The organism is Streptomyces ferrugineus, from assembly GCF_015160855.1.
GTDB lineage: Bacteria > Actinomycetota > Actinomycetes > Streptomycetales > Streptomycetaceae > Streptomyces > Streptomyces ferrugineus.
In genome coordinates this window covers 4,744,382-4,767,961 of record NZ_CP063373.1, presented here as the reverse complement: position 1 = coordinate 4,767,961, position 23,580 = coordinate 4,744,382, and the positions used below count along the sequence as shown (strand labels likewise).

21 protein-coding genes and 1 pseudogene are annotated in these 23,580 nt (G+C 68.8%); 11 read left to right on the top strand and 11 right to left on the bottom strand.

What is annotated here, in order from left to right; translation table 11 throughout:
• Positions 1-156 precede the first annotated feature (156 nt).
• The 4 genes from IM697_RS21770 to IM697_RS21755 are packed head-to-tail and all read left to right on the top strand — an operon-like array spanning position 157 to position 4,512.
• Complete coding sequence (locus IM697_RS21770) at positions 157-1,398, top strand: aminotransferase class V-fold PLP-dependent enzyme (protein ID WP_194049368.1); 1,242 nt, start codon at positions 157-159, stop codon at positions 1,396-1,398.
• Entirely contained in the window at positions 1,395-2,696 is a 1,302-nt protein-coding gene (locus IM697_RS21765; protein WP_194049367.1) for an ABC transporter substrate-binding protein, read from the top strand. Before IM697_RS21770 ends, IM697_RS21765 begins: the two co-directional genes overlap by 4 nt.
• Positions 2,697-2,698: 2 nt before the next feature.
• Positions 2,699-3,679 carry a carbohydrate ABC transporter permease gene (locus tag IM697_RS21760; RefSeq protein ID WP_194049366.1) on the top strand — a complete coding sequence of 327 codons (981 nt, stop codon included), beginning with the start codon at positions 2,699-2,701 and terminating at the stop codon, positions 3,677-3,679.
• Positions 3,676-4,512, top strand: a complete 837-nt coding sequence (locus IM697_RS21755; protein WP_194049365.1) for a carbohydrate ABC transporter permease — start codon at positions 3,676-3,678, stop codon at positions 4,510-4,512. The genes IM697_RS21760 and IM697_RS21755 overlap by 4 nt, the downstream gene beginning before the upstream one ends.
• Here the strand turns inward: IM697_RS21755 and IM697_RS21750 are convergent.
• Entirely contained in the window at positions 4,487-5,455 is a 969-nt protein-coding gene (locus tag IM697_RS21750; protein WP_194049364.1) for a DMT family transporter, read from the bottom strand. The genes IM697_RS21755 and IM697_RS21750 overlap by 26 nt on opposite strands.
• Positions 5,456-5,607: 152 nt before the next feature.
• Between IM697_RS21750 and IM697_RS21745 the strand changes: the two genes are divergently transcribed.
• Complete coding sequence (locus tag IM697_RS21745; RefSeq protein ID WP_194049363.1) at positions 5,608-6,657, top strand: LLM class flavin-dependent oxidoreductase; 1,050 nt, start codon at positions 5,608-5,610, stop codon at positions 6,655-6,657.
• Between the two features lie 241 nt (positions 6,658-6,898).
• Positions 6,899-8,035 carry a PQQ-dependent sugar dehydrogenase gene (locus IM697_RS21740; RefSeq protein WP_194049362.1) on the top strand — a complete coding sequence of 379 codons (1,137 nt, stop codon included), beginning with the start codon at positions 6,899-6,901 and terminating at the stop codon, positions 8,033-8,035.
• 754 nt (positions 8,036-8,789) lie between these two features.
• On the opposite strand, the gene infA is transcribed toward IM697_RS21740, so the two are convergent.
• Complete coding sequence (gene infA / locus IM697_RS21735; RefSeq protein WP_194049361.1) at positions 8,790-9,014, bottom strand: translation initiation factor IF-1; 225 nt, start codon at positions 9,012-9,014, stop codon at positions 8,790-8,792.
• Positions 9,011-9,802 carry a GNAT family N-acetyltransferase gene (locus IM697_RS21730; protein ID WP_194049360.1) on the bottom strand — a complete coding sequence of 264 codons (792 nt, stop codon included), beginning with the start codon at positions 9,800-9,802 and terminating at the stop codon, positions 9,011-9,013. Before IM697_RS21730 ends, infA begins: the two co-directional genes overlap by 4 nt.
• A gap of 304 nt (positions 9,803-10,106) precedes the next feature.
• Between IM697_RS21730 and IM697_RS21725 the strand changes: the two genes are divergently transcribed.
• Complete coding sequence (locus IM697_RS21725; protein WP_194049359.1) at positions 10,107-11,111, top strand: ArsR/SmtB family transcription factor; 1,005 nt, start codon at positions 10,107-10,109, stop codon at positions 11,109-11,111.
• A 60-nt stretch (positions 11,112-11,171) separates the two neighbouring features.
• On the opposite strand, the gene IM697_RS21720 is transcribed toward IM697_RS21725, so the two are convergent.
• The gene (locus IM697_RS21720) at positions 11,172-12,533 is read right to left on the bottom strand and encodes a Fic family protein (protein ID WP_194049358.1); all 1,362 of its coding nucleotides are present in this window, start codon (positions 12,531-12,533) and stop codon (positions 11,172-11,174) included.
• 356 nt (positions 12,534-12,889) lie between these two features.
• Between IM697_RS21720 and IM697_RS21715 the strand changes: the two genes are divergently transcribed.
• On the top strand, positions 12,890-13,795 hold the full coding sequence (locus IM697_RS21715) for an endonuclease/exonuclease/phosphatase family protein (RefSeq protein WP_228044822.1): 906 nt from the start codon (positions 12,890-12,892) through the stop codon (positions 13,793-13,795).
• Positions 13,796-13,881: 86 nt separating this feature from the next.
• Here the strand turns inward: IM697_RS21715 and IM697_RS21710 are convergent, their stop codons facing one another.
• Positions 13,882-14,406 (bottom strand): DUF3291 domain-containing protein, encoded by a 525-nt coding sequence (locus IM697_RS21710; RefSeq protein WP_194049356.1) that lies wholly within the window; start codon positions 14,404-14,406, stop codon positions 13,882-13,884.
• A gap of 211 nt (positions 14,407-14,617) precedes the next feature.
• Between IM697_RS21710 and IM697_RS21705 the strand changes: the two genes are divergently transcribed.
• Complete coding sequence (locus IM697_RS21705; RefSeq protein ID WP_228044820.1) at positions 14,618-15,172, top strand: phosphotransferase; 555 nt, start codon at positions 14,618-14,620, stop codon at positions 15,170-15,172.
• A gap of 498 nt (positions 15,173-15,670) precedes the next feature.
• Here IM697_RS21705 and IM697_RS21700 read toward each other — a convergent pair whose 3' ends face one another.
• The 6 genes from IM697_RS21700 to IM697_RS21675 form a co-directional block, all read right to left on the bottom strand.
• Positions 15,671-15,910 carry a hypothetical protein gene (locus IM697_RS21700; RefSeq protein WP_194049355.1) on the bottom strand — a complete coding sequence of 80 codons (240 nt, stop codon included), beginning with the start codon at positions 15,908-15,910 and terminating at the stop codon, positions 15,671-15,673.
• A 476-nt stretch (positions 15,911-16,386) separates the two neighbouring features.
• Positions 16,387-17,319, bottom strand: a complete 933-nt coding sequence (locus IM697_RS21695) for an ABC transporter substrate-binding protein (protein ID WP_228044813.1) — start codon at positions 17,317-17,319, stop codon at positions 16,387-16,389.
• Between the two features lie 71 nt (positions 17,320-17,390).
• Positions 17,391-17,852, bottom strand: coding sequence for a hypothetical protein (locus IM697_RS45925; RefSeq protein WP_194049353.1), 462 nt, complete (start codon positions 17,850-17,852; stop codon positions 17,391-17,393).
• 145 nt (positions 17,853-17,997) lie between these two features.
• On the bottom strand, positions 17,998-18,771 hold the full coding sequence (locus IM697_RS21685; protein ID WP_322734567.1) for a formylglycine-generating enzyme family protein: 774 nt from the start codon (positions 18,769-18,771) through the stop codon (positions 17,998-18,000).
• A gap of 116 nt (positions 18,772-18,887) precedes the next feature.
• Positions 18,888-21,248, bottom strand: coding sequence for an arylsulfatase (locus IM697_RS21680; protein ID WP_194049352.1), 2,361 nt, complete (start codon positions 21,246-21,248; stop codon positions 18,888-18,890).
• Positions 21,249-21,449: 201 nt separating this feature from the next.
• Complete coding sequence (locus tag IM697_RS21675; RefSeq protein WP_194049351.1) at positions 21,450-22,346, bottom strand: LysR family transcriptional regulator; 897 nt, start codon at positions 22,344-22,346, stop codon at positions 21,450-21,452.
• A 261-nt stretch (positions 22,347-22,607) separates the two neighbouring features.
• Here IM697_RS21675 and IM697_RS44715 point away from each other — a divergent pair.
• Both IM697_RS44715 and IM697_RS21670 read left to right on the top strand, forming a co-directional pair.
• Positions 22,608-22,703 (top strand): annotated as a pseudogene (locus IM697_RS44715) (DUF1801 domain-containing protein); the annotation flags it as partial.
• Positions 22,704-22,745: 42 nt separating this feature from the next.
• Positions 22,746-23,516 carry a transposase family protein gene (locus IM697_RS21670; protein WP_194038123.1) on the top strand — a complete coding sequence of 257 codons (771 nt, stop codon included), beginning with the start codon at positions 22,746-22,748 and terminating at the stop codon, positions 23,514-23,516.
• Positions 23,517-23,580 lie beyond the last annotated feature (64 nt).

The following is a 23,580-nucleotide window of genomic DNA, read 5'->3' as shown; positions in this document are numbered from 1 at the left end:
ACGTGTCGGATGCGTGTCACAGGCGAGTCATCTGATGACTTTCACTGTACGACCCTTGTTTCGGTCGAGAAAGGTGGTGCAGGATGCCGAGTCATCAAATGTGTCTGGCGGAGTCCGAGCTTCCGTAGGCCCCGCCCTGCCCAGATGTGGAGTCATGTGAGCGAGACCGAGGTGACCACCGCACCGCGCCCTCTGCTGCTGGCGGACGGCCGACCCGCCGACCGGGCGTGGTCGCTGGATCCGGCCCTCAAGCACCTGAACCACGGCTCCTTCGGGGCGGTTCCGCTGGTGGCTCAGGAGCGTCAGGAGCTGTTGCGCGTGGAGATGGAGCGTTCACCCGTGGTGTGGTTCCCGGCGCTCCCCCAGCGCCTCGCCGCCGCCCGTGTCGAGCTCGCCGACTTCCTGCACGTCGGTCCCGGCGACCTCGCCCTGGTGCCGAACGCCAGCGCCGGCGCGAGCGTCGTCTACGCCGCCCTCACGCTGCGACCCGGCGGGGAGATCGTCGTCACCGACCACGGCTACGGGGCCGTGACGATGGGCGCCGAGCGGCTGGCACGGCGCTGGGGCGGCCGGGTACGTACGGCCGAGGTGCCGCTCGACGCGGACGAGGACGAGGCGTACGAGGCCGTGGTGGCCGAACTCGGTGCGGCCACCGAGCTCGTCGTCGTCGACCAGATCACCTCGGCGACCGCGCGCCGGCTGCCGGTGGAGCGCATCGGGGCGGAGGCCCGCCGACGCGGCATCCCCGTCCTCGTCGACGGCGCGCACGCGCCCGGCCTGCTCGCCGAACCGCTCGCCGACGCGACCTACGACGTCTGGACCGGCAATCTCCACAAGTGGGGCTGCGCCCCGCGAGGCACGGCCGCCCTGGTTGCCCGCGGCCCGCTGCGCGACCGGCTCCACCCCCTCATCGACTCCTGGGCCGCGGCCGACCCCTACCCGGACCGCTTCGACCAGCAGGGCACCGTCGACGCCACCGCCTACCTGGCCGCGCCGACGTCCCTCGCCTTCGTCGAGCGCACCTGGGGATGGCCCGCCGCCCGCCGCTACATGGACGACCTGGCCGACTACGGCGCCGGTGTCGTCGGCACCGCGCTCGCCGAACTGACCGGCGTGGACAGCGCGGTCGACGTCGGCATGCCCGTTCCCGGCATGCGTCTGGTGCGCCTACCGGACGGACTGGCCGCCGACCGCATCGAGGCCGACGCACTGCGCGACCGGGCGGCTCTCGAGCTGGGCGTGGAAGCGGCCTTCACCAGCTTCGCCGGCATCGGCTACATGCGCCTGTCCGCCCACGTCTACAACACCGCCGCCGACTACGAGTACTTCGCCGAGGAATGCGTCCCCGTCCTCGGCGAGTGGGCACGAGAAAACTCAGGGAAGAGGTCAGCACAATGAGAAGAAGGACGGCAGCTCTCGCGCTCGGCACCGCCGCCGCGATGGTTCTGACCGGCTGTTCCACCATGAGCCCCGAGGCGAGCGGAACAGTCACCCTCAACATGGTCGAGAGCCTGACGAACCCGACACGCACCGACCTGCTCAAGGACCTCATAGCCGACTTCGAGCAGCGGAACCCCAAGGTCAAGGTCAACCTGGTCTCCCCGCCCACCGAGCAGGCCGACCAGAAGCTCCAGCAGATGCTCCAGTCCGGCAGCGGGGTGGACGTCCTGGAGGTCCGCGACATCACCGTCGGGCCCTGGTCCAACAACGGCTGGCTCTACGACATGAAGAAGGACCTCGACGGCTGGAAGGGCTGGGAGGCGATGACGGAGAACGCCGTCAAGGCCTCGCAGGACGCCAAGGGCAGGACGTACTTCGTCCCGTACGGCTTCTACGGCCTGAGCCTCTTCTACCGCACGGACCTCGTCAAGAAGGCGGGCTTCAGCAAGCCGCCGGCCACCTGGCAGGAACTGCTCCAGCAGGCCTCCGCCATCCACGACCCGGCCCAACGCCGTTACGGCTACGCCTTCCGGGGCGGCGCCAACTCCAACAGCAACGCCACCGCGGCCATCGAGGCCTACCTCGCCGACCAGGTCGACCCGGCGAACGGCTTCAAGCTCAAGGACGGCCGTACGATCTTCGCCGCTCCCGAGGCGGAGGAGGCGATGGAGAACTACCTCAAGCTCTTCCAGCAGGCCTCGCCCAAGTCGTCCGTCGCCTGGGGTTACCCGGAGATGGTCGAGGCCTTCTCCAACGGCTCCACCGCGTTCCTGCTCCAGGACCCCGAAGTGATCGCCACGGTCTCGGAGTCCAAGTCCCTCTCGAAGGGCCAGTGGGACACCGCGCCGCTCGTGGCCGGGCCCGGCGGCAAGACCGTGCAGCCGCTGGCCACCGCCGGGTGGGGCGTCGCCCGGGGCAGCGAGCACAAGGTCGAGGCCGTCAAGCTGGTCCAGTTCCTGTCCCAGGGCGAGGCATCGACGACGTTCACCAAGAAGAACAGCCTGGTGCCCATCCTCAAGTCCGCGACCAGCGACCCCTTCTACAAGACCGGCCCCTGGTCGAGCTACGTCACCATGACCGAGCAGCCGGACAAGTACCTGGTCGTCACCCAGCCGCGCGGTGTCACCTGGTGGGCCGAGTGGCAGCAGAAGGCCGACGCCGACGTGCAGAAGCTGATCCTCGGCAGGACGACGCCCAAGAAGCTGGTCGCGGGCTGGGACGCGTACTGGACCGAGAAGTGGCAGCAGGGGCAGTAGACATGTCCGTCACGTCCAAGACGGCGACGAAGACGACGGCGCCGGGCAGGGGGGACCCCACCCCCGAGCGAGGTCTCCCCCACGGGGGTCGCCGACGGGAGTTCACCACCCGGCGCGGTCTGCAGATCGCCGCGTTCATGGCACCGGCCGCGGTCTTCGTGGCCGTCTTCACCTACTACCCCGTGATCGCGGGCGGCCAGATGGCCTTCCGCAACTGGAAGTTGACCGACCTGACCGACACCTCCTGGGTCGGGCTGAAGAACTTCCGCGACGTCTTCGCCGACCCGGCCTGGAGCACCGTACTCGGCAACAGTGCGATCTGGGTCTTCGGTTCGATCGTGCCGCAGTTGGTCATCGGCTTCGCGCTCGCGCTGTGGCTGCGCCGCCGCTTCCGCTTCCGCGGCCTGTACCAGGCGCTGATCTTCTTTCCCTGGGCGATCTCCGGGTTCCTCATCGGCATCCTGTTCCGCTGGCTGTTCAACAGCGAGTTCGGTGTCGTCAACGACCTGCTCCAGAAGGCCGGTCTGATCGACGAGCCGATCGCCTGGCTGGCGGATCCGAAGACGGCGATGGTGGCCGTGCTCATCGCCAACATCTGGTACGGCGTCACCTTCTTCGCGATCATGATCCTGGCCGCGCTCCAGTCGATCCCCGACGAGCTCTACGAGGCCGCGGCGCTGGACGGCGCGGGCAAGGCACGCACGCTGTTCCAGATCACCATCCCGTACATCCGGACCACGCTGGCGCTGACCGTGCTGCTGCGGGTGATCTGGATCTTCAACTTCCCCGACCTGATCTTCGGCATGACCGGCGGCGGGCCGAACAACGAGACGCACATCGTGACCACCTGGATGATCAAGATCACTCAGCAGGGCGACTACGGCAGAGCCTCCGCACTCGGCCTCCTCGTGGTGGCCGCGCTGCTGGTGTTCGCGGTGTTCTTCCTCATGGCCACGCGCGAGAAGAAGGGGGTGAGGTCGTGATCGGCAAGGAGTCCACGGCCGGCCGGGCCGTGAAGTTCACCTTCCTCGGCGTGTGGCTGCTCTTCACCGTCTTCCCCCTCTACTGGATCACCGTCACCTCGCTCAAGGCACCCGGCGACATCTTCCGCTTCCCGCTCGCCTACTGGCCCGAGCGGTTCTCCCTGGAGAACTACAGCGGCCTGTTCGGCACGGCCGACTTCGGGACCTATCTCACCAACAGCCTCATCGTCTCCACCGTGGCCGGCGCGACGGCCACGGCGATCTCGATGCTCTCGGCGTACGTGCTGGCCCGCTTCGAGTTCCGCACCAAGTCCGCTCTGCTGATGGCCGCGCTGGTCACCCAGATGATTCCGTCGTTCATCGCGCTGGGCCCGCTGTATCTGCTGATGACCGACCTGCGGCTGGTCGACAACCGCCTCGGCCTGATCCTCGTCTACGTCGCGGTGTGCATCCCGTTCTGCACGGTGATGCTGCGCGGCTTCTTCGAGAACATCCCGGACGCCCTGGAGGAGGCCGCCATGATCGACGGACTGTCACGGTTCGCAGCACTGTTCCGGGTTCTGCTGCCGGTGATGCGCCCGGGCATCATCGCCGCGTTCATCTTCAACTTCGTCAACTGCTGGAACGAGCTCTTCCTGTCAGTGACGCTCATGAACAGCGACAGCAACAAGACCGTCCCCACAGCCCTGAACGGCTTCATCTCCAGCTTCAACATCGACTGGGGCTCGATGTCCGCGGCGGCCGTCCTCACCATCCTGCCCACGATGTTCCTGTTCGCCTTCGCCAGCCGCCACATCGTTCAAGGTCTCACTTCGGGGGCGGTGAAGGGCTGAAAGGTGGCCGCCCGCCGCCCCGCAGACGCTGACCGCGGATCGCCACGAACACACCCAGCATCACCACCACGACCCCGGCAGCGACGGCCGGCGACGGGGCCTGTCCGAGCCAGACGGCGGCAATCAGCGCCGCACCGGGCACCTCCAGCAGGGTGATCGTGGCAACCGTGTGCCCGCTCAGACGCCTCAGGGACCTGTTGAACAGCGTATGACCGACGAGCTGCCCGCACACCGTGAGCGCGGCCAGCAGCACCCAGGTACGAGCCGCATAGCCGAACAGCGCGCTGCCCGAGAGCAGACACGCCAGCAGCAGGAGCACCGCCGCGGCGGCGTAACTGGTCCCGGCATAACGCGCCGTGTCCACCACCCGCCGCGCGCGCTCCCCGACCGCGAGATAGGCGGCCATGCACAACGCCCCCACCAGAGCGAGCAGATCCCCGGCCAAAGCGGTGTACGAGGTGCGGAAATCGGCCCCGCCGATCAGCAGCACACCGCCCAGCGCCAGCGCCATCCCCGCCCACACCCGCCCGCCCAGCCGCACCCCACGCACACGTGCGATCAGCCCCGACCACAAAGGCGCGGCACACACCAGAGCCGTCGAAGCGGCCACCGACGTCATCGTGAGACTCGGAATCCAGGCCGCGAAATGCCCGGCGAGAAACACCCCGGACAGCAACGACAGCCGGGCCGCGCTCCCGCTCCCCGCACGCCGCCGCCCGCCCCGAAACGCCAGACCGCCCACCAGGACCACGCTCGCCGCGGCGTTCCGCCAGAACGCGATGGCCAACGCCGGGGCCTGCGCGGCCGCGGCAAGCGGCCCCGTGGCCGAAACACCCAGCACCGCCACCGCGAGCAGCACGGCATCCCCCACCGCAAGACGACCACGTGAAGGGATCGTCGCCCCGTCCGCCCGCGACGCCCTGGAGGTCTCGGCATCCGTCATGCCTCCGAAACTAACCACCACGACCGCGCGGGAAACGGCCGACGCCCCTAGAGCCACGCACTGGACAGGCGCGGGACGCTTACCCACCCTCGGATGCGAGGAGCACGACCGATCCGCAGAACGGCCCAGCCCCGCCACGGAAGGTGACCCCGGTGAAGTTCAGCTACGCCATGCTCCCCGACTACCCCCTCCACGAGTCCCTGGCCTCGATCAGGCTCGCCGACGAACTCGGCTTCCACGCCTGCTACGCCGCCGACGAGACCTGGCACAAGGACCTGTGGCTGCTCTTCGCCGCGGCAGCCGGCCAGACCCGACAGATCCGCCTCGGCCCGAGCGTCTCCCCGGTCACACTCCGCGAACCCACTCTGATCGCCCAGGCCCTGGCCACCCTCGACGAACTCTCCGGCGGACGGGCCGAAGGCGTGCTCTCCAGCGGGAACTTCGGCCTCCTGGCCCAGTACGGCATCGACTGGGCCCGCACCCGCCCCCTGTCCCGGGTCAAGGAGGCACTCCACGTCGTACGGACGTTACTGGACGAAGGCGCCATCACGTACGACGGCGAGTTCTACACATACGAGGGCCTGTTCACCTTCGCCCGGCCCGTCCAGGACCGCCTCCCGCTCAAACTCGGGGCGATGCGGGGCCCCAAATCGTTCCAGGCGGCGGGCGAGTTGTCGGACGGCTGCCACCACGCCCTGAGTTACACCCGCGAGGCCTACGACTACGCCGTGCGGCACATACAGGCCGGCGCCGAACGGGCCGGCAAAGACTGGCGGACACTCGACATCGGCGCCTGGGTCGTCTTCGCCACCGGCCCCGACTCCGCCGCGGCCAAAGACGCGGCCCGCAGCATGGTCGGCATCTACGCCTCCTCCATGCCGGAGGAACAACTACGCCGCAACAACGTAGACCCCGCCGAACTCAAGCCGGTCATCGACGCGATCGCCGCCGGCGACCTCCCCCGCGGCATCGAGCTGACCAGCCCGGAACTCGCCGAACGCCTCTCCATCTCCGGCACCCCCGAAGAATGCCTCGAGAAGATCCAGCGGGAGATCGCCCCGACCGGCGTCAACCACATGATCTGCGCCCTCACCGACCGCACCCTCGTCAAAGCCTTCACCGGCCGCGACCTGGAAGACGCAGCCGACGTGAACACACAACTCCGCCTCATCCACGACAAGATCATGCCCGCCTTCCACTGACCCCACCGGCCGGCGGGCTCACGGCACGCCCGTCAGGCGCACGGACGGGCGTGGCGGAGAGAGACCGGCGGAGTGTGGTCTATTTCAACAACTCCTGTCCCGGTACCCTCACCCGTGGCCAGCAACGCACCATCCCCCCACCCCCCACCCCGGGTTGCGTGCCGGCGTGGACGACACCCGCCTCACTCTGCTCCTGGCAGCCGGGTGCCCTCCCCCGTTCGCCGCCTCTAGGAGGATCACGGTGAAAGTTCGCACCAGAAGCTCGGCGATCATCGGCACCCTCTGCCTCGTCGCTTCCCTCGCCTTGACCACGGCGTCCGCCGACGAGCCCGGTGCCCCACGTCAGGCGGCGAAGGTCGTACTCGAGAAGGTGGCCACGGCCAAGAATCCATCCGCCGGAACCGCCGGTCCCGGCGGCACGGTCTGGATCGCCGAACGCGCGGGCACGGTAAGGACCTTGGACGACCAGGGGCTCAGCGAGCCCGTCCTCGACATATCCGGCGAGACCACCACCAACGGCGAACGCGGCCTGCTGGGCGTCGCGTTCGACAAGGAGTTCGCGCACTTCTACATCTCGTTCACGAACCTCCAAGGCGCCAGCACCGTGGACGAGTTCGCCGTGCGGGACGGCAAGATCCAGCCGGAAACCCGGCGCACCGTCCTCACCCAGCCACAGCCCTACGCGAACCACAACGGCGGCGACATCGCGTTCGGCCCCGACGGCTACCTCTACATCGCGCTCGGCGACGGCGGCTCGGGCGGCGACCCGCACGGCAACGGGCAGAACCTCGACACACTGCTCGGCAAGCTGCTGCGCATCGACCCGAGCGGCGGCAAGCCGTACGCGATCCCGCCGGGCAACCCGTTCGTGGACGACCCGAACGCGAAGGACGAGATCTGGGCGTACGGGCTGCGCAACCCGTGGCGGTTCTCCTTCGACACGGGCACGGGCGACCTGCTGATCGGGGACGTGGGCCAGAGCGCCTGGGAGGAGATCGACTGGGCCCCGGCGAGCAGCAAGGGCGGCGAGAACTACGGCTGGTCCCAGATGGAGGGCAACCATCCCTTCCGGGGCGGCACGGAGCCCGCGAACCACGTACCGCCGGTCCACGAGTACGACCGTAACGGCCAGGGCTGCTCGGTGACCGGCGGATACGTCTACCGAGGCGAGGCGATCCCGGACCTCAAGGGCCAGTACGTGTTCAGCGACTACTGCGACGGCACCGTCCGCGCTCTGCAGATGGAGAACGGTGAGGTGACCGGCGTGAGCGACCTCGGAGTCGACGGCGGCCAGGTGGTCTCGTTCGCGCAGGGAGGCAATGGCGAGCTGTACGTCCTCGACCTGGGCGGCAGCGTCTCTCGCATCGACCCGGCGTAACCACCACCAGGACATTCGATGAGTCATGGGCAGGTGATGACAGCGACGTAGGCGAACGGCTGCTCCCCCGAGGGGAGCAGCCCCACCTTCCCGCCGTGTCGGCGTCCGCCCGGCCGGGCAGCATGGTGAACACCCGCTCCTCCGTGCCGCCGACCACGGTGCCAGGCCAGGGCGATCTGCCACGGGGTGGCGCCGTGCCGACGGGCGATCGGGTCGACCCGCTCTCTTCGGTGGCCCGCAGCAGCTCGGCGCCGGTGCGGGCGCTGATGTTGTAGTGGGCGGTGACCGCGGCGATCTGTGCCATGGTCTGGGCGGCGCACAGTTGGTCGAGCGTCACGTTGGACGGGCCGATATGTCGACGAGCCCGATGCCTGGGATGCGCTGGTCGCCTGGATGCGGCAGTTCGTCACCCACCTGGGCACCAAGCACGTGCTCACCACGGTCCTCACCCCTGAGTCGACGGCGTACCAGCCGTGCCGGGACGCGCTCTACGCGATCGCCGAGCCGCTGTTCGCACGCGCCCAACGGGAACGCGCCGTCCAGGTCGTCCTGGACGGGTTCCACACCCGCGGCCCGCCCACGGCTGAGAACCGGCGCCGAAGCCGAACGGGCAGGGGCCGGTGTGCGGTCCCTGCCCGTGGAAGTCTGCCCGCGTCCGGTCCGGTAGGGCGTCGTCAGCGAGACCTTCCAGCGCGCCGACACGTTCCCTGGGGCGGGGTTCGGCTCGGGCCGGACCTGCTGGTGCCGGCCGCCGTCAGGTCCGGTACCGGAACACGATCCGGCCGCGCGTCAAGTCGTACGGCGGGAGCTCCACCAGCACCCGGTCATCCAGCAAGATCTTGATGTAGTTCTTGCGGATCTTCCCGCTGACGTGCGCGAGCACCTGGTGGCCGTTCTCGAGCTCCACGGTGAACATGGCGCTGCGCAGGCACTCGACGACCTTGCCCTCGACTTCGATGACGTTCTTGTGCTTCGTCATCGCACCAGCTCCAGGTTGCTGCTCATCGGCCGGGCGCCGATGCCATCGAACAGCGCCGAGGCCGCTCGATTGGACTCTTGGACTTCGGCCCAGGCCTCGGCGAACCCGGAGCGGTACAGCGTCCCCAGCGCGTGGGCCAGCAGCGCCCGCGCGATGCCGCGGCGCTGTTCGCCGACCCGGACCGCGACCAGCCCGATGCGCGGCCGGTTCACCGTCACCACCCGGATCAGCCCCAGGTAGCGGTCCGGCGCCGCCGCCACCGCGTACTGCGACGGGTCGACGATGGTGTCGCCCTCGGGGAAGGGAATCACCTCCGCGGGCATCGACCGCCACCCGACGGTCGCCTCGACTTCGTCACGGATCGCGCGGTCCACCGCCCGCAGCAGGCCCTCGTCCGCCTGACCGGCGGGGACGATCGTCACGCCCGAAGGCGGCAGGACTTCGCCGAGCCCTGTGACCCGCGGGTCGGTCGGCACGACGCACTCCCATTCACGGCGTCGGACCGTGAAACCGGCCCGCCTCCAGCAGGCCGTCAGCTCGACGTCGGCTTCGTCGACCACCGTGTACAGCGGCGCCGGCAGTTCCGCCGGCATCGCCTCGGCGAGCCGGTCGAAGGCCGCGTCGTGCCAGGCGTCGATGCTGACGAACAGGCGTCCGTCGGGCCGCTGCTCCGCATGCCCGCGGCCGACGACCAAGTCGTCATCCAGTGCTTGCCATTGCCTGTCCGCGACGCGTGTGACCATCACCGCGTTCTGGCCCAGGCCGGATGTGAAAGGCTTCGTGTTCATCGGAGTCTCCCTTCCAGGAGTGCCTCGATCTCAGGCGCTCCTGGCGACCCCGAACGTCAGCCGCCGGACCGTGACGGGTTGAGGGAGCACCCACGGGTAACAGCGTTCACGGGTCTCACCTCCATACGACGACTTCACGGTCCATCAGGACCGTAGCAACGCGGCGCCGGCTCGCTCAAACCCTTTTCCATGGATGCGTCAGATGGGCGTGTGAGGCCCAGCCGCGTGACTCTGGACCAGGGGTACCGTGGCCAGAATCCTGCTCGCCTGATCCTTGCGTCGACGGCTTCGGAGAGGGGAAGGTGTGGCGTTCCGCATTCATTTCACTCGTGACGATCTGCTGCGGGTGTCCCTCGGGGAGGGGCCCGACCCGCTGCACGAGGCAGTGATCAGCCTGCGAGTTCTGCAACGGCGCAGGCCGGGCGCTGTGTTCGGGCCATGGCAGCGCTGGGTGCGTCAACAGATCCCCCACTCCGCGCATGTCCTCGGCTCGCTGGTGCCGTCCCGTGGGGGCTGTCCGGACTTCCTGACCCCGATGATCACCACCGATGTCGACGCCGACCTGGACGCGCTGCTGCACACACCGAGATCCACCCTGCGCAGCGACCTGGAAGAACTCGCCGACTTCACGAGCAAACCGCTGCCGACATGGGCCAGTTCGCTCGCCGACGGCTCCCCACGAGCTCTGGAGACCGTCGGCCACGCCCTGCGTGATTGGCACCGGACGGCGATCGCCCCCCTGCAACGGCACCTGCACGCCCAAGCCGAGGCGGCCCGATTGTCCGCCGTACGCGCACTGCTGACCGAGGGACTGGACGCGATGCTCTCCCGCCTGCACCCCACCATCCGCTGGACTCCCCCCGTACTCGAACTCGCCCGTCCCGACCTCGATGCGGACCTCCATCTGGAAGGGCGGGGCCTACGCCTGATCCCGTCCCTGTTCTGTGGTCACACGCCCGTCGTCACTCCCTCCCCCGAACCACCCGTCCTGGCGTTCCCCGTCTCCCATGACACGATCTGGACCCCAGCGTCCGACGCGGCTCCGGAGCCCCGCCGCACTGGCCTGACGGCGCTTCTGGGCCACAGCCGCGCGACCGTGCTGCACGCCATCGCCCTCGGGCACGGCATCACCACCACCGACCTCGCCCACCGCACCGGCATCTCCCCGGCGACCGTCTCCCACCACACCGCGGTGCTGCGTAACGCCGGACTCATCACCACCCACCGGACCGGTACCAACGCCCACCACTTCCCCACCCCGCTCGGGACCCAGCTCGTGAACGGCGAGCAGGCACGCCTGACCCGTTGAATCTCACCCGCAGAGTCTGAGGGAACCTCCGCCCACAGCAGCCACGTCGGAGTCGTACCGCTATGGAGCCGCTTTGCGTCGGGTTTCCGCGAGGTGGCAGTCGATGTATCGGGTGAGGGTCAGTGTGTCCTGGGGCTCATCGGCCTGGAAGGTGACACGACGCAGCAGGCTGACCCCGTCGAGCGCGACGCCTTCGCGGGCGAGGACGAAGATGAGGGCCAGGAACGCGGACCGGGCATTGCCGTCGTCGAAGGGATGGAAGAAGCAGACGTCGAGGTAGGCGCGTGCGGCCCGGGCGGTGAGGGGAAGAGGCCGCTCGGCGTCGTACGCGCTCTCGGCCAGGCAGGTGTCCAGACGCGCACGGGTGTCCGGGCCGATGCCGTAACGTTCCCGGCCTCCTTTGGCGAAGGCCGGCAGGTCGCGGAACGGCGGCGGCTGCGGTGTGCTCAGGACGTGTCGCTGCCAACTCCGAAGCAGCTCGAAGTCGAGCAAGGCGCCACGCGCCGCGTCGGCCCGCAGCAGCTCCAGGGCGGCGAGCAGGCCCTGGGCGCGGGCGGGGTCCAGGGCACCGTCGAAGGCTCGGATGTCCTCTGCCGCGCCATCGCACGACGGGGTCACCGGTCCGTCCCCGCCGCCGTCCGGGGCGTCCTGCCACGGCGCGGTCTCGCGCACCGCGAGCCAGCGCTCCAGGTGGTCCGGCACGGGAACGGCGGGCCGTTCGCCGTCGTCCGGCCGCAGCGACAGCGCGAGCTGCTCCGCGACATCCTCGACCAGCACCGGGTCGGGGCCGGTCCAGCTCTCGAACCGCCCGCCGATCGCCTGCTCGACCAACTCCTGTGCCAGGTCGGGTGCGAGGCCCCAGTGGCTGAGGAACCAGGTGAGCACCTGATGGCAGTGTCCGTGCCAGCCGCTGCCGCAGCCGGTGCGGTCGGTCACGTGCAGGATCAGGTTCTGGGCCGCCCGCTCCCACAGGATCCGCTGGTCCTGGACGTCGGCCAGGACCAGCGGGTACGTCTGGAACCACCCGGCGAGACTCTCCAGCCACTCGCGCCACTCGCACAGCGCCGCGACGACACGGGCAAGCGTCTCCTCCGGCGTGGTGATCGAGTCACGCGGGCAGCACCAGTTCCCGACCGGTCCCCCGTCGAAGTCCCCTTCGTCGTGCGACCAGCGCCAGCCCACGGTCCAGCGGCCATAGTGCTCGGCGAGGGCGTGCGACATGGCGTCGGCCCACGGCTGGCCCTCGTCCCAGCTCCAGGCACTCATCGCCGGGTCACCGAAGGCGACGTCCGGGCGGCGGGGAACCCGCCGGGCGGGACCGAGCGAGCGCACCACCTGCGGTGCCGACGCGCTGTCGAAGGGATGACGGGCGGGATCCACATCGTCCCAGGTCAGAAATCGGGGGGCCAGCTCGACAATCACCGCGCAAGCCTGCCACGTCCGCCCGTCCGTGGTTCAAGCGAATTACCACAGGCCCGGGATGGGGACATCCTGTGCCGCCGTGGCACGCTGGTTGCTGTCGGATCGGCACGCTGCTTCTCGCCCTCGACTCCCAGGAGAGGGTGGCTGACGGCGAGCGGAAACTGATTCACCTGGCGATTCGTCTTGGGTAGCGAGCCGAGCGGATGGGAAGCCAGGTGGATCGGGCGGACAGCGGTGTGATGTCGACGGTGCAGGCAGCAGTGTCCCGGTGGGCGCGGCGCCGGCCCGGGCAGTGGGTTCCGGACGACGGCAGAAGGGGCGATGCAGGGCGCCGGTGGGTCTGGACGCGGGGGCGGGTGCCCGCCGCGTTCGCGGTGCTGACGGCCGCGCTGCTGGCGTTCCATCGGGCGGTGCCCAACTCCGCGGGCCGCCTGGGCAGTCTGCTGGAGGCGTTCCTGCCCTGGCTTGGCCTGGTGGTCGTAGTACTGCTCGGTCTGGCCCTGCTGCGCCGTTCAGCCGCCGCCCTGGTGGCCCTGCTCCTGCCGGTGGCGGCCTGGACGTACCTCTTCGGCGGGCTGCTCCTGCCCGGGGCGAAGTCCGGCCCGCACGACCTGGTCGTGGTGCAGCACAACGTCAGCGACGAGAACACCGACCCGGTGGGCACGGCCCGCGCCCTGGCGGGCGCCGGGCCCGATCTCATCGCACTGCAGGAGCTGGTGCCCCCGGCGCTGTCGGCCTACGAGAGGGCTCTCGCCTCCGACTACCCGTACCACGCGGTCCGGGGCACCGTCGGACTGTGGTCGAAGCATCCGCTCACCGATGCCCGGCTGCTGGACATCAAGCCGCAGGGAATTGCGGTGCCCTGGAGTCGCGGCATGCGGACCGTGGTCCACACGCCGCGCGGCGAGATCGCGGCGTACGTCGCACACCTGCCCTCGGTCCGCATCCGGGCGAGCGGCCTCGCATCATCCTGGCGCGACGAGAGCGCCGGCCTGCTGGGCAAGGCCCTCGCCGCCGAGCAGCTCAAAACGGTGGTCCTGCTGGGCGACCTCAACGGCACGGTCGACGACCGCGGGCTGGCCCCGCTGACCTCACGGATGAACGTGGCGCGGCGAGGCTTCGCCTTCAGCTTCCCCGCCGGCTTTCCGCTGGCCCGGATCGACCAGGTCATGGCCCGCTCAGCAGCCGTGGCCGACATCCGCACGCTGCCCGCCACCGGCAGCGACCATCTGCCGGTCGCCGCCCGGATCACACTGCGATGAAAGCGCGGTACCCCGCTTCGGCTCACCGGGCGGGCGCTATGCAGCGCACCCTCGCCCTGACCGCGTTCGATCACTGATGTCCGCCGTCATTCAGGTGTTCCGCCCGGATCGAACGAGTGGTGGAAGGTGAAGGCGTACGGCGCCGAGCCGTGGTCGTGGAGGTGTTCCAGCCTGGCAACCCCGTCCTGCCAGGTGGGTATCGTGCCGTCGGTGACCCACCAGAACACATGACCCGGGTGGCCCGTCCTCTCGAACCAGTCGTAACGCCTGTTGAGCGCCGCGCGGTGCAGACCGGTGTAGACGGAGTCGAAGGCGGATCGCAGGTCGGTCCAGAGTGAGAGGGTCGCGGCCAGGGCGACGGTTTCCGCCGTGCGGCCTTTCCCGTACCAGGCCGGAACAGCAAACTCTCCCCACTCACCCCAGTCCGAGTCGAAATCCGTCCGTGCGCCCAGGCTGTGATCTGCCGCTTCAGCACGAGCGATGTATCCGGGGTGCTGGCCGATCTCCCGGTAGACGGCGTCACCGCTCTCGTGGAACTCCCGGGTAAGACGTGCGGGATCGGCGAGAGGCGACTTCAGGACGCCGAACGTGTACAGAGCAAGATGGGGCATGCGTCTCTCCCTGGTTGGGGGTGCCTGGTGTGGACCCATCCCGTCACGGGTGGCTCAGCCTGAAGGAACCCCCGTGCGACCGTGGGCGACCGCCAAAGACCAGGTGAAGGTAGCTGCCTCTACGGCCCATGTCGAAGTTGCGTTTTCCCTGTCCAAGTGGCCTCTTGCATAGGTCCTTGCGGGAACTGGGGCGGTGGCGCCGCCTGCCGTCGTGGAAGTCCGCATCGGCCCGGCGACTGCGGAGGAGCAGCATCGGCAGCTCCGCTCAAGCGGAATGGATCACCCGAGAACAAACGGGCATGCCCGGGGCCGGGAAGTCGACGGTGACCAGACTCGTCGCCGAGCGCCTGCCGACGAGGCGGCGCGGCAGGTGGAGCTGTGCAACCGCAATCTGTGCATGCTGGCGAACAACTTCTCCGACGCCGGCTTCACGCCCGTGATCGACTGGGTGATCCCCGACCGCGAGCAGTTGGACCTCTTCGTGTCCCTCCTTCCGGATCGGCAGGTCCAGTTCGTCGTTCTCGCACCGGGTATCGAGGCCTGTCGGTACCGAAACACCATCCGTGACCCAGTGGAGCGATTCGACTTCGACGGCTATGAAGATCTCGATGCCGACATGAAACGCGAACTCGGTGGTGTCGGCTGGTGGTTCGACACCGCGGCCCTCACACCCGAGGAAACCGCCGACCGCGTCATCCGTGAGGCTCGCCACCGAGCACCGGTGAACCCACATGCCAACGTCAGACGTCGCTGTGCCCTCACGTGAGCTCCATTTCTCGACCATCGCAAAGCTGGCAGCAGCATCAGCCGCGGTGCTCTGGAGCCGGGGCCGCCCTGCGAGGCGGGTGGGGCCTCCGAGTGACGACCGGAAGACGGCGGGAGGAAAGGGATGCCCATGCCCCCTGCCCCGCATTTACTTCAGCTCCGCAGTCAGTCGCCGCTCTCCCCGTCGCTCGGCACGAGCATTGATCTTGTGAACCAGGGCGACGTCAGACCCGCCAGGGCATCGCCCGGGCGGGTGCGACGGCCGGCGCACCGAAGGCTAGATCCGCATGAGGCAGCTTTTGGACACCGGGACGACTCTTGTCGGCGCTTCGTGCCGCGCGCCGCCCCAGGTCACCGTGGCCGCGCCTGTCCCGTCCAGCAGTGACGGCGCGCCCGGCGGGTCCGGCCGCTCGAGCGGATGTGGTGGCTCGGGCGGGCCGAGCGCATCCACGAGCCCGGGCAATGTATCGACCACGACGGGCACGAGGACCGTCACCGGTCACTCAGTCCAGACGATATCGGGCCCGGTCCAGATCCTTTTGAAGGACGGCAAGATCACCGAGGTCACGGCCGTGATGTATCCCAAGGCCGACCCGCTGGAGGAGCAGCTCAACGAGTTCGCCGTCCAGCAGTTGAACCGGGCGGCGCCGGCCGCGCAGAGCGCGGACATCGACGTGGTGTCCGGGCCCGGCCCGAAGCGATCACGGCCCGCATGCGCCACCTGCGCGTCGAGGGCCACGAGCTCGCCGGTCTCGACGTCCGGCCCGGACGTGCGTGGAACCGGAGACGGCCACGGTCCGGCCCCGCTCAGGCACTCCGCCCCGCTCGACTGGCTGACCAGGGGCGGCGCGTCACTCCCGGACGGGGTACGGCGACTGCCGCGGGAGTCGGGCTGGGGCCGGCGATCGCTGCTCACCAGGCCGTTGGGGCGCCGGGCGGAGGGGACAGCCGTGGTCGTATCGGGCTCCCGCTCACTTCGGATGCCGGGACGCGGTGTCCTGCCGTCAGGATGTCGCCAGCGCTTTCGGGACACGGGCCGCCATCCCGGCTCCGCGGCGGTCGCCCGGGACCAGACAGCGGCTCGGCGAAGCCCCCGAATACGTGCGTATCCCTCCCTCTCTACAAAAGGAGCGGGACAGAGCGGCCGCTGTTTCGGCACCTGCTCCAGTTCTTCCTGATCGGCGACTGGCACTGCAGCCGAAGACTCATCGATTCTCAACCACCGAGCCAGGCCTTGACCTTGTCGGGGTTCGCCTCGACCCACTTCTTCGCCGCTGCCTCCGGTTGCATCTTCTCGAGTGCGATGTATCTTGCGACGGTGTTCTGGTCCTCGTTGGTCCACTTGAAGTTCTTCACCAGGTCGTAGGCCGGGCTGCCCGACTTGGCGAACTTCGTGCTGACGATCTTGTCGAGGTCGAACACGGGATAGTCGCAGGCGACCTTCGCCGGATCGGCGTCGCAGCCCTCCGTGTGTTTGGGCAGGTCGATCTTGTCCAGCGGTACCTCGGACAAGAACCACTGGGGCTCGTAGAAGTAGCCGATGACCCACTTCTTGTTCTTCTCGGCGTCCCGGAAGGCCTGGATCAGCGCGGTCTCGCTCCCCGCGTACACCACTTTGAAGTCCAGTTTCAGGTTCTGCACCAGCGCCTCGTCGTTGGTCTGGTACGACGGGTCGCCGTCGAGGAGCTGACCCTTGCCGCCCGACTCAGAGGTCTTGAAGTTGGCGGCGTACTTGTTGAGGTTCTTCCAGTCGGTGATGTCCGGGTGCTTCTTCGCGATCCACGGGGGGATGTACCAGCCGATGATTCCCTTGTTGCCGGTCGAGCCGAGGTTCACGGCGATCTTCTGCTGGTCGATGTACTTCTTCTTCAGGTCGTCGTGGCCCCAGTTCTCCACGATGGCGTCGACCTCGCCCGTCTCGAAGCCCTGCCAGCCGATCTCCGCCTTCAGATCCTTCGTGACGACCTTGCAGCCGAGTTCCTTCTCCGCGACGTACTTGATGACCGCCGCGTTGGCCTCGTAGCCCACCCACGGGCTGACCGCGAGGTTGAACGAGCCGCACTTGCCCGGGCCGGCGTCCGCCCCGGCGGAGTCCTCGCCGATCTTCGCCCCGCCGCAGGCGGTCAGGGTGAGACCGAGTACGGCCACCCCCGCCGCGCCGGAACGCCATTGCGTACCTCGTCGTGCTGACCTCAACTCGGGTCCCCGATCTGCGCTGTTCACCTGTACCGCCTTCCTGCCGCGCTCGATGTGCGGCGTGTGTAGAGTGCTCGTGTGGCTGTGACCAGGAAGGTCAGCCGGTGGTCCAGCGGGGTGTACGACCTCGCAGAATGATGGGACGAACAGAACCGGCGCTCGGAGTTCGAGCACCTGATGTCACGGATGCCGGCCTTGTGGTCGTCGTCGTACGTCGCCACATCGGTCGGCGCCGTGTCGTTTTCGCCGATCACCGCACGTTCTCTTCCCGGCAGGCGACGTCGCGTCGGCTGAACAAGGCTTTCCAGGCGCTCTCCCGGCGTGTGAAGGCCGGGCTCAACCGCAGTGCTCTCGACGTGGGCTGGGGACAGTTCCTCGGAATACTCGCGCAGAAGGCTGAGAGTGCCGCTCGCCGCGTGATCCCGGTGGACGCCCGATACGGAGACGGCGCGAACGAAAACCGCGTCATCCAGAACGTCCTGCACAGGGCCGGGCCGGTTCCCTGCTGCGGTGCTTGGCCACTGATGCGGGAAACCCGCGCGTCTACGCGTTGGCGGAGTCACGGTTCTGCTCCTTGTGCCAGTGCCGAAGTGTCGGACTGTTGTACGAGTAGTGGGGTGTGACGAGGGGTCAGGTCATGTCCAGGGCGCACCGGAACCCCACGTTGCCGGTGGCCGAGTCCGGGAAGAGGCCCTGTCGTGCGGCGACCCGGTAGCGGCGGCAGTAGGAGGCGTGGCAGAGGTAGGAACCGCCCTTGGCGACGCGCTCCTGTCCGGCGGGAGAGGGAGAGAAGAGGTCCTCGCACCACTCCCAGACGTTGCCGGTGGCGTTGTACAGGCCGAAGCCGTTGGGCTCGTAGGCGTCGACCGGGCAGGTGCCGTACCAGCCGTCGGCCGTGGGGTGCCGGTTCGGGAAGTCGCCCTGCCACACGTTCATCCGGGGACGGCGGCCCGGCTCGAGCTCGTCGCCCCAGGGGAACACCTTGGCGTGCAGCCCTCCCCGGGCGGCGCGTTCCCATTCCGCCTCGGTGGGCAGGCGCTTGCCGGCCCAGGCGCAGTAGGCCTGGGCGTCGTCCCAGTCGACGTGGACGACTGGATGGTCCGCCCGGTCCTCCCAGGTGGACTGCGGTCCGTCGGGGTGGCGCCAGTCGGCGCCCTCGACCTGCCGCCACCAGGGCGCGGCCGCCACCGCTCTGGTGGGTGGGAAGTCGTCCGGGAGCAGCCCCGCGAAGACGAACGACCAACCGATTCGCTCGGCCGAGGTGCGGTATCCGGTGTCGGCGGCGAAGCGCGCGAACTGGGCGTTGGACACCACGCAGGCGTCGATCCAGAAGGCGGCGACGTGCACCGTGCGCACCGGGCCCTCCCCGTCGGCCGGGTAGGCGAGTGCGTCCTCGCTGCCCATGAGGAAATCGCCGGCGGGGACGGCCACCATGCCCTCGGTGGCCGCCGACCGGACTTCGGACGGTCCGAGTGCCGCCGGCCGCTCCTGACTCCGGCCGCCGGACGGTGCGCAGCAGTTCACTGTGCCCCCATGACGCGCCGGTGCAGTCCGCCGTCGTACTCGGACGATTCGGTGTTCTGGGCGGCCAGGTCGATGCGCACCGTGTGGATGGTCCCGGTGAACTCGTTGTCGAGGACGGGGTAGTCGTCGGTCACCGGTGTGCTCAGGTCCACGCCGACGTCGAGTGTCTCGTCGAAGGAGAAGTAGTACGGGATGGTCTGGCCGACGCGTCCGGTCGCGTGCTTCTCTCCGTCCACCAGGAGCGTGGCGGTGCCGCCCTTGCCGAGTCCTCCGCCGTCGTAGTCGAACTCGAGCCGGATCTCGTGCCGTCCCGGTGCCAGGGGCTCGTTGCCGCGCACCGTGTACAGGTGCATTCCGAAGTAGTTGTAGGCGTAGGCCGGCCTGCCCTCGGTGAAGTACAGGGTCCAGCCGCCGAATCGGCCGCCCTGCGCGATGATCACGCCCTCGGCCGCCGTCTGAGGCAGTTCGAGGTCGGCGGTGATGCTGTGGGAGCGGTTCTTGACGTTGGGGGTGGTCTCCTCCGTGAAGCGGCGCATTCCGGCGCGGTAGGTGACGGAGGTGCGGTCGCCGAGGAGATCGATGCGGCCTGCCACGGCCGGGTTCTCCCGCTCGGTGACCCGGTCGTCCAGGGGGAAGACCTGGTGCTTCGATGCCTCGATCAGGAACAGGTCCTGCAACTGGCGCAGCTTCTCGGGGTGTTCGGCGGCGAGGTCGTGCGCCTGACTCCAGTCCTTGCTCAGGTCGTAGAGCTCCCAGACGTCGTCGGCGAATCTCCGCTCCTTGTCCGGCACCATCTCCCAGGGGATGCCGTGCCGGGTGACCGCCATCCAGCCGTCGTGGTAGATGCCCCGGTTGCCGCACATCTCGAAGTACTGGGTACGACGATGTTCCGGCGCCTGGGGGTCGGCGAGGGTGGGTTGCATGCTGGCGCCCTCGATGGGCTGCTGCGGCACCCCGTCCACGCTGAACGGCTGCGGGATCCCCGCACAGTCCAGAATGGTCGGCAGGACGTCGATGACGTGCGAGAACTGGTGGCGCAGCCCGCCGCGCTCGGTGACTCCGCGCGGCCAGTGCAGGATCATGCCGTCCCGGGTGCCGCCGAAGTGCGAGGCCACCTGCTTGGTCCACTGGTAGGGGGTGTTCAGTGCCAGCGCCCATCCCGCCGGGGCGATCGGGTAGCTGAGCGGGCCGCCGATCTCGTCGATGTGGTCGATCATCTCGTCCGGGTCGTCCACCACGCCGTGCCCCAGCCGGTGCTCGACGATCGTCCCTTCGATGCCGCCCTCGCCCGAGGCGCCGTTGTCGCCCAGGATGTAGAGGAAGAGGGTGTTGTCCAGCTCGCCGAGTTCCGCCAGCGCGTCGACGAACCTGCCGACCTGCGCGTCGGCGTGTTCGGTGAACGCGGCGAACGTCTCCATGAACCTGGCCGACAACCGGCGCTGATTGTCGGTGAGTTCGTCCCAGTGGGGTACGCCCTCGGCCCACGGTGCGAGTTCCGTCTCCGGGGGTACGACACCGAGTTCCTTCTGCCGCTCCAGGGTCACCTCGCGCCGGCGGTCCCAGCCGTCGTCGAACCGTCCGCGGTACTTCTCCTGCCATTCGGGGGCGACGTGCAGCGGCGCGTGCGCGGCGCCCAGCGCGAGGTAGGTGAAGAACGGCCGGTCCGGGGTCAGTGTGCGCTGGGTGCGCACCCAGTCGATGGCATGGTCGACGAGGTCCTCGGACAGGTGGTAGCCGTCCTCGGGCCGACGGTCCGGCTCGACGGGAGTGGTGCCCTGGTAGAGCAGCGGGTACCAGTGGTTCATCTCGGCGCCCATGAACCCGTAGAAGGTGTCGAACCCCTCCCCCGTGGGCCAGCGGTCGAACGGTCCGACCGCGCTGATCTCGCGGGGCGGGGTCTGGTGCCACTTGCCGAAGGCGGCCGTGCTGTAGCCGTTGCCCTGCAGGATCTGGGCCATGGTCGCCGCGCTGCGGGGCCGGAACCCGTTGTACCCGGGGGCCGCGGTGGTCATCTCGGTGGTGCCGCCCATGCCGACGGAGTGGTGGTTGCGGCCGGTCAGCAGGGCCTGCCGGGTCGGGGAGCACAGGGCCGTGACGTGAAAGCGGGTGTAGCGCAGCCCGTGTGCCGCGAGCCGGTCCGCGGCCGGCATGTCGCACGGTCCGCCGAACGCGCTGGAGGTACCGAACCCGAGGTCGTCGACCAGCACGATCACCACGTTCGGGGCGCCCTCGGGCGGAGGCACCGGGCCGATCGGAGTGAAGGGGGTCTCCTGGTCGTGGACGTCCAGCGCGGTCGTCTGGGGTCGACGGGTGTCGGGCCGCGGAAGTATGTGGCGTCCGGCGTCGAACTCAGTCATGCATTTCTCCGATTCGGTGCCCGCTGGGGGAAATATCACGCCCTCGCAACACGACAGAATCACCGGCGAAATACAGCCGAGCATCAGCGACCGGAATACCCTGTCTGCAACGCAGTCAAAGTGGCAGCCGCCACCGAGAACGGTCAACAAGACGCCCTGGATTTCTGCGAACCGGTTTTGAATGACGGCGGTAGAAAACTTCTATACCTGCAGGGATGAGTCCTGCTCGGGTGAGGACGCCAGGGCCACGAAGGCCTCGGCGGCGGGCGACAGCGGGCCGGATCGCCAGACCAGCCGGCCGTGACGCAGCAGCCGCGGCCGGGGGGACAGCATCCTGGCCCCGCGCAGCGCGGCGTCCCGGGCCATGGAGGCCGGCAGCAGTGCGGCGCCGACACCGGAGAGGACCAGCGGGACGATCATCGCGCGGTGTGCCGTCTCCACCGTGATGCGCGGTACGACACCCAGCGCGGTGCACACTTCGTCCACCGCCGCCCGGGTCTCGGTGCCCGGTGGTGTCACGATCAGATCCAGTGCGGCCAGTTCACGCGAGGTGATGGTGTCACCCGGCACGCTCGGGTGGTCCGGGGGCAGCACGACGTGCATCTCCTGTTCCGGCAGATCGATACCGCGCAGGTCCGCGGTGGGCACGGAGGCGTCCACCAGGCCGAGCTCGCACTGGCCGGCCGCGACCATGTGCGCCACGGCAGGGCCCTGTTCCGGATCGACGACGCGTATGGAGACCTTCGGGTGCAAGCGGTGAAAGCGGCCCAGCATCCCGGCGAGCGGGTCGACCGAGAGGGTCGTCTGGGAGACGATGTCGAGCCGGCCGCCGCTGAGCCCGAGGACTTCCCTGACCAGCGAACGAGCCGTGGACAGATCACGCAGAACCTGCTGTGCCGGCCGGACCAGCGCCTCGCCGGCCGCGGTGAGAGCGACACCGTGCGGGAGGCGGTGGAAGAGCTTCCCCCCGAATTCGCGCTCCAGAGTACGGATCGCATGGGACAGCGATGGCTGGGCGACGTGGAGCGCGGTGGCCGCGGCCGTGAAACCGCCGTGCTCGACCACCGCGATGAAGTATTCAAGCTGGCGTCGTTCCATCAGGCCTCCGCGCATCCCAGGGCCACCGAAAGCCTCGGTTGGACGAGTGGCAAGGAGGATATCCTCTGGCCGAGCTGGCAGGTCACGCGGGCAGAAGGAACGCCAGAACGCAGCCCACGTGCGTGTTTTCCCGGCACCTAATCAGCACGAGATTCGGCGCCCGCATGTCACCGACTTCCGACTTCGTTTGTGAGGAAATCAAGGGCAGGCCACGGCGGAAACCGGTGCCCTGTTTGAAAAGATCACCGTTGCCAGGCCGGAATAGGATCGCGGACGGAACTCGAGGGAGTCGACGAGGTCATGGCGTATGGCATGCCCGCGTATGAGCGGGCCGGCTCCGCGGAGATCGCCTTCGCTAAAGCGTGTTGCAGAACGCTGTGATCAGGGCATTTCCCTTGCATGGGTGGGGTGTTGAGGGCTGAGCCGGTCTGGGTGGAGACGTTCACCGGTCTGCGGGCTGAGCAGTTCGGGCGGCTGCTAAGGGCGGTTCGGGAACGTGGTGGTGAGGGGTGCGGGTGGGGTCGTCCGTGGCGGCTTCCGCTGGCCGAGCGGGTGCTGCTGGTGGCTGTCTACTACCGCACGAACCTCACGATGCGGCAGCTCGCCCCGCTGTTCGGCATCTCCCCGGCGACCGTGTGCCGGGTGATCCAGCGGCTGGGGCCGCTGCTCGCGCTCGAGCCGGTACGTGCCCCGCAGGAGGCAGTCGAGCGGTTGTGGATCGTGGACGGCACCCTCATCCCGGTCCGTGACCGAGGTGTGGGTGCCTCCTCGCGTAACTACCGTTTCTCAGCAAACGTGCAGGTCATCGTGGACGCAGACACCCGGCTCGTGGTGGCCGCGGCCCGTCCGCTGCCGGGCACCACCGCGGACGCGCACGCCTGGCGGCGCTCCGGACTGGCCGAGCACTGCGAAGGCGTGACGGTGCTCGGCGACGGCGCTTATCTCAACACCGGCCTGATCGTCCCGCACCGCAAACGCCCCGGACGGCCGCTACTCAAGGGCGAAGAGGAGGACAACGCGGAGCACCGCAAGGTCCGCGCCCGTGTGGAGCATGTGATCGGACGGATGAAGAATTACAAGATCCTGCGTGACTGCCGGCAGCGCGGCGACGGCCTCCATCACGCCGTTCAGGCCGTCGCCCGCATGCACAACCTCGCCCTCACCGCGTGACCAGACGCGACAAACGCCCAGTTCAGCCTGCCTGATCACAGCGTTCTGCAACACGCTTTAAGCG

Coding starts and splice junctions, on each gene's coding strand:
- IM697_RS21670 (WP_194038123.1), top strand. CDS start 22,746: ATGGGTGGGGTGTTGAGGGCTGAGCCGGTCTGGGTGGAGACGTTCACC.
- IM697_RS21680 (WP_194049352.1), bottom strand. CDS start 21,248: ATGACTGAGTTCGACGCCGGACGCCACATACTTCCGCGGCCCGACACC.
- IM697_RS21765 (WP_194049367.1), top strand. CDS start 1,395: ATGAGAAGAAGGACGGCAGCTCTCGCGCTCGGCACCGCCGCCGCGATG.
- IM697_RS21730 (WP_194049360.1), bottom strand. CDS start 9,802: ATGAACACGAAGCCTTTCACATCCGGCCTGGGCCAGAACGCGGTGATG.
- IM697_RS21750 (WP_194049364.1), bottom strand. CDS start 5,455: ATGACGGATGCCGAGACCTCCAGGGCGTCGCGGGCGGACGGGGCGACG.
- IM697_RS21760 (WP_194049366.1), top strand. CDS start 2,699: ATGTCCGTCACGTCCAAGACGGCGACGAAGACGACGGCGCCGGGCAGG.
- IM697_RS21685 (WP_322734567.1), bottom strand. CDS start 18,771: ATGGGCAGCGAGGACGCACTCGCCTACCCGGCCGACGGGGAGGGCCCG.
- infA (WP_194049361.1), bottom strand. CDS start 9,014: ATGACGAAGCACAAGAACGTCATCGAAGTCGAGGGCAAGGTCGTCGAG.
- IM697_RS21675 (WP_194049351.1), bottom strand. CDS start 22,346: ATGGAACGACGCCAGCTTGAATACTTCATCGCGGTGGTCGAGCACGGC.
- IM697_RS21710 (WP_194049356.1), bottom strand. CDS start 14,406: ATGCCCCATCTTGCTCTGTACACGTTCGGCGTCCTGAAGTCGCCTCTC.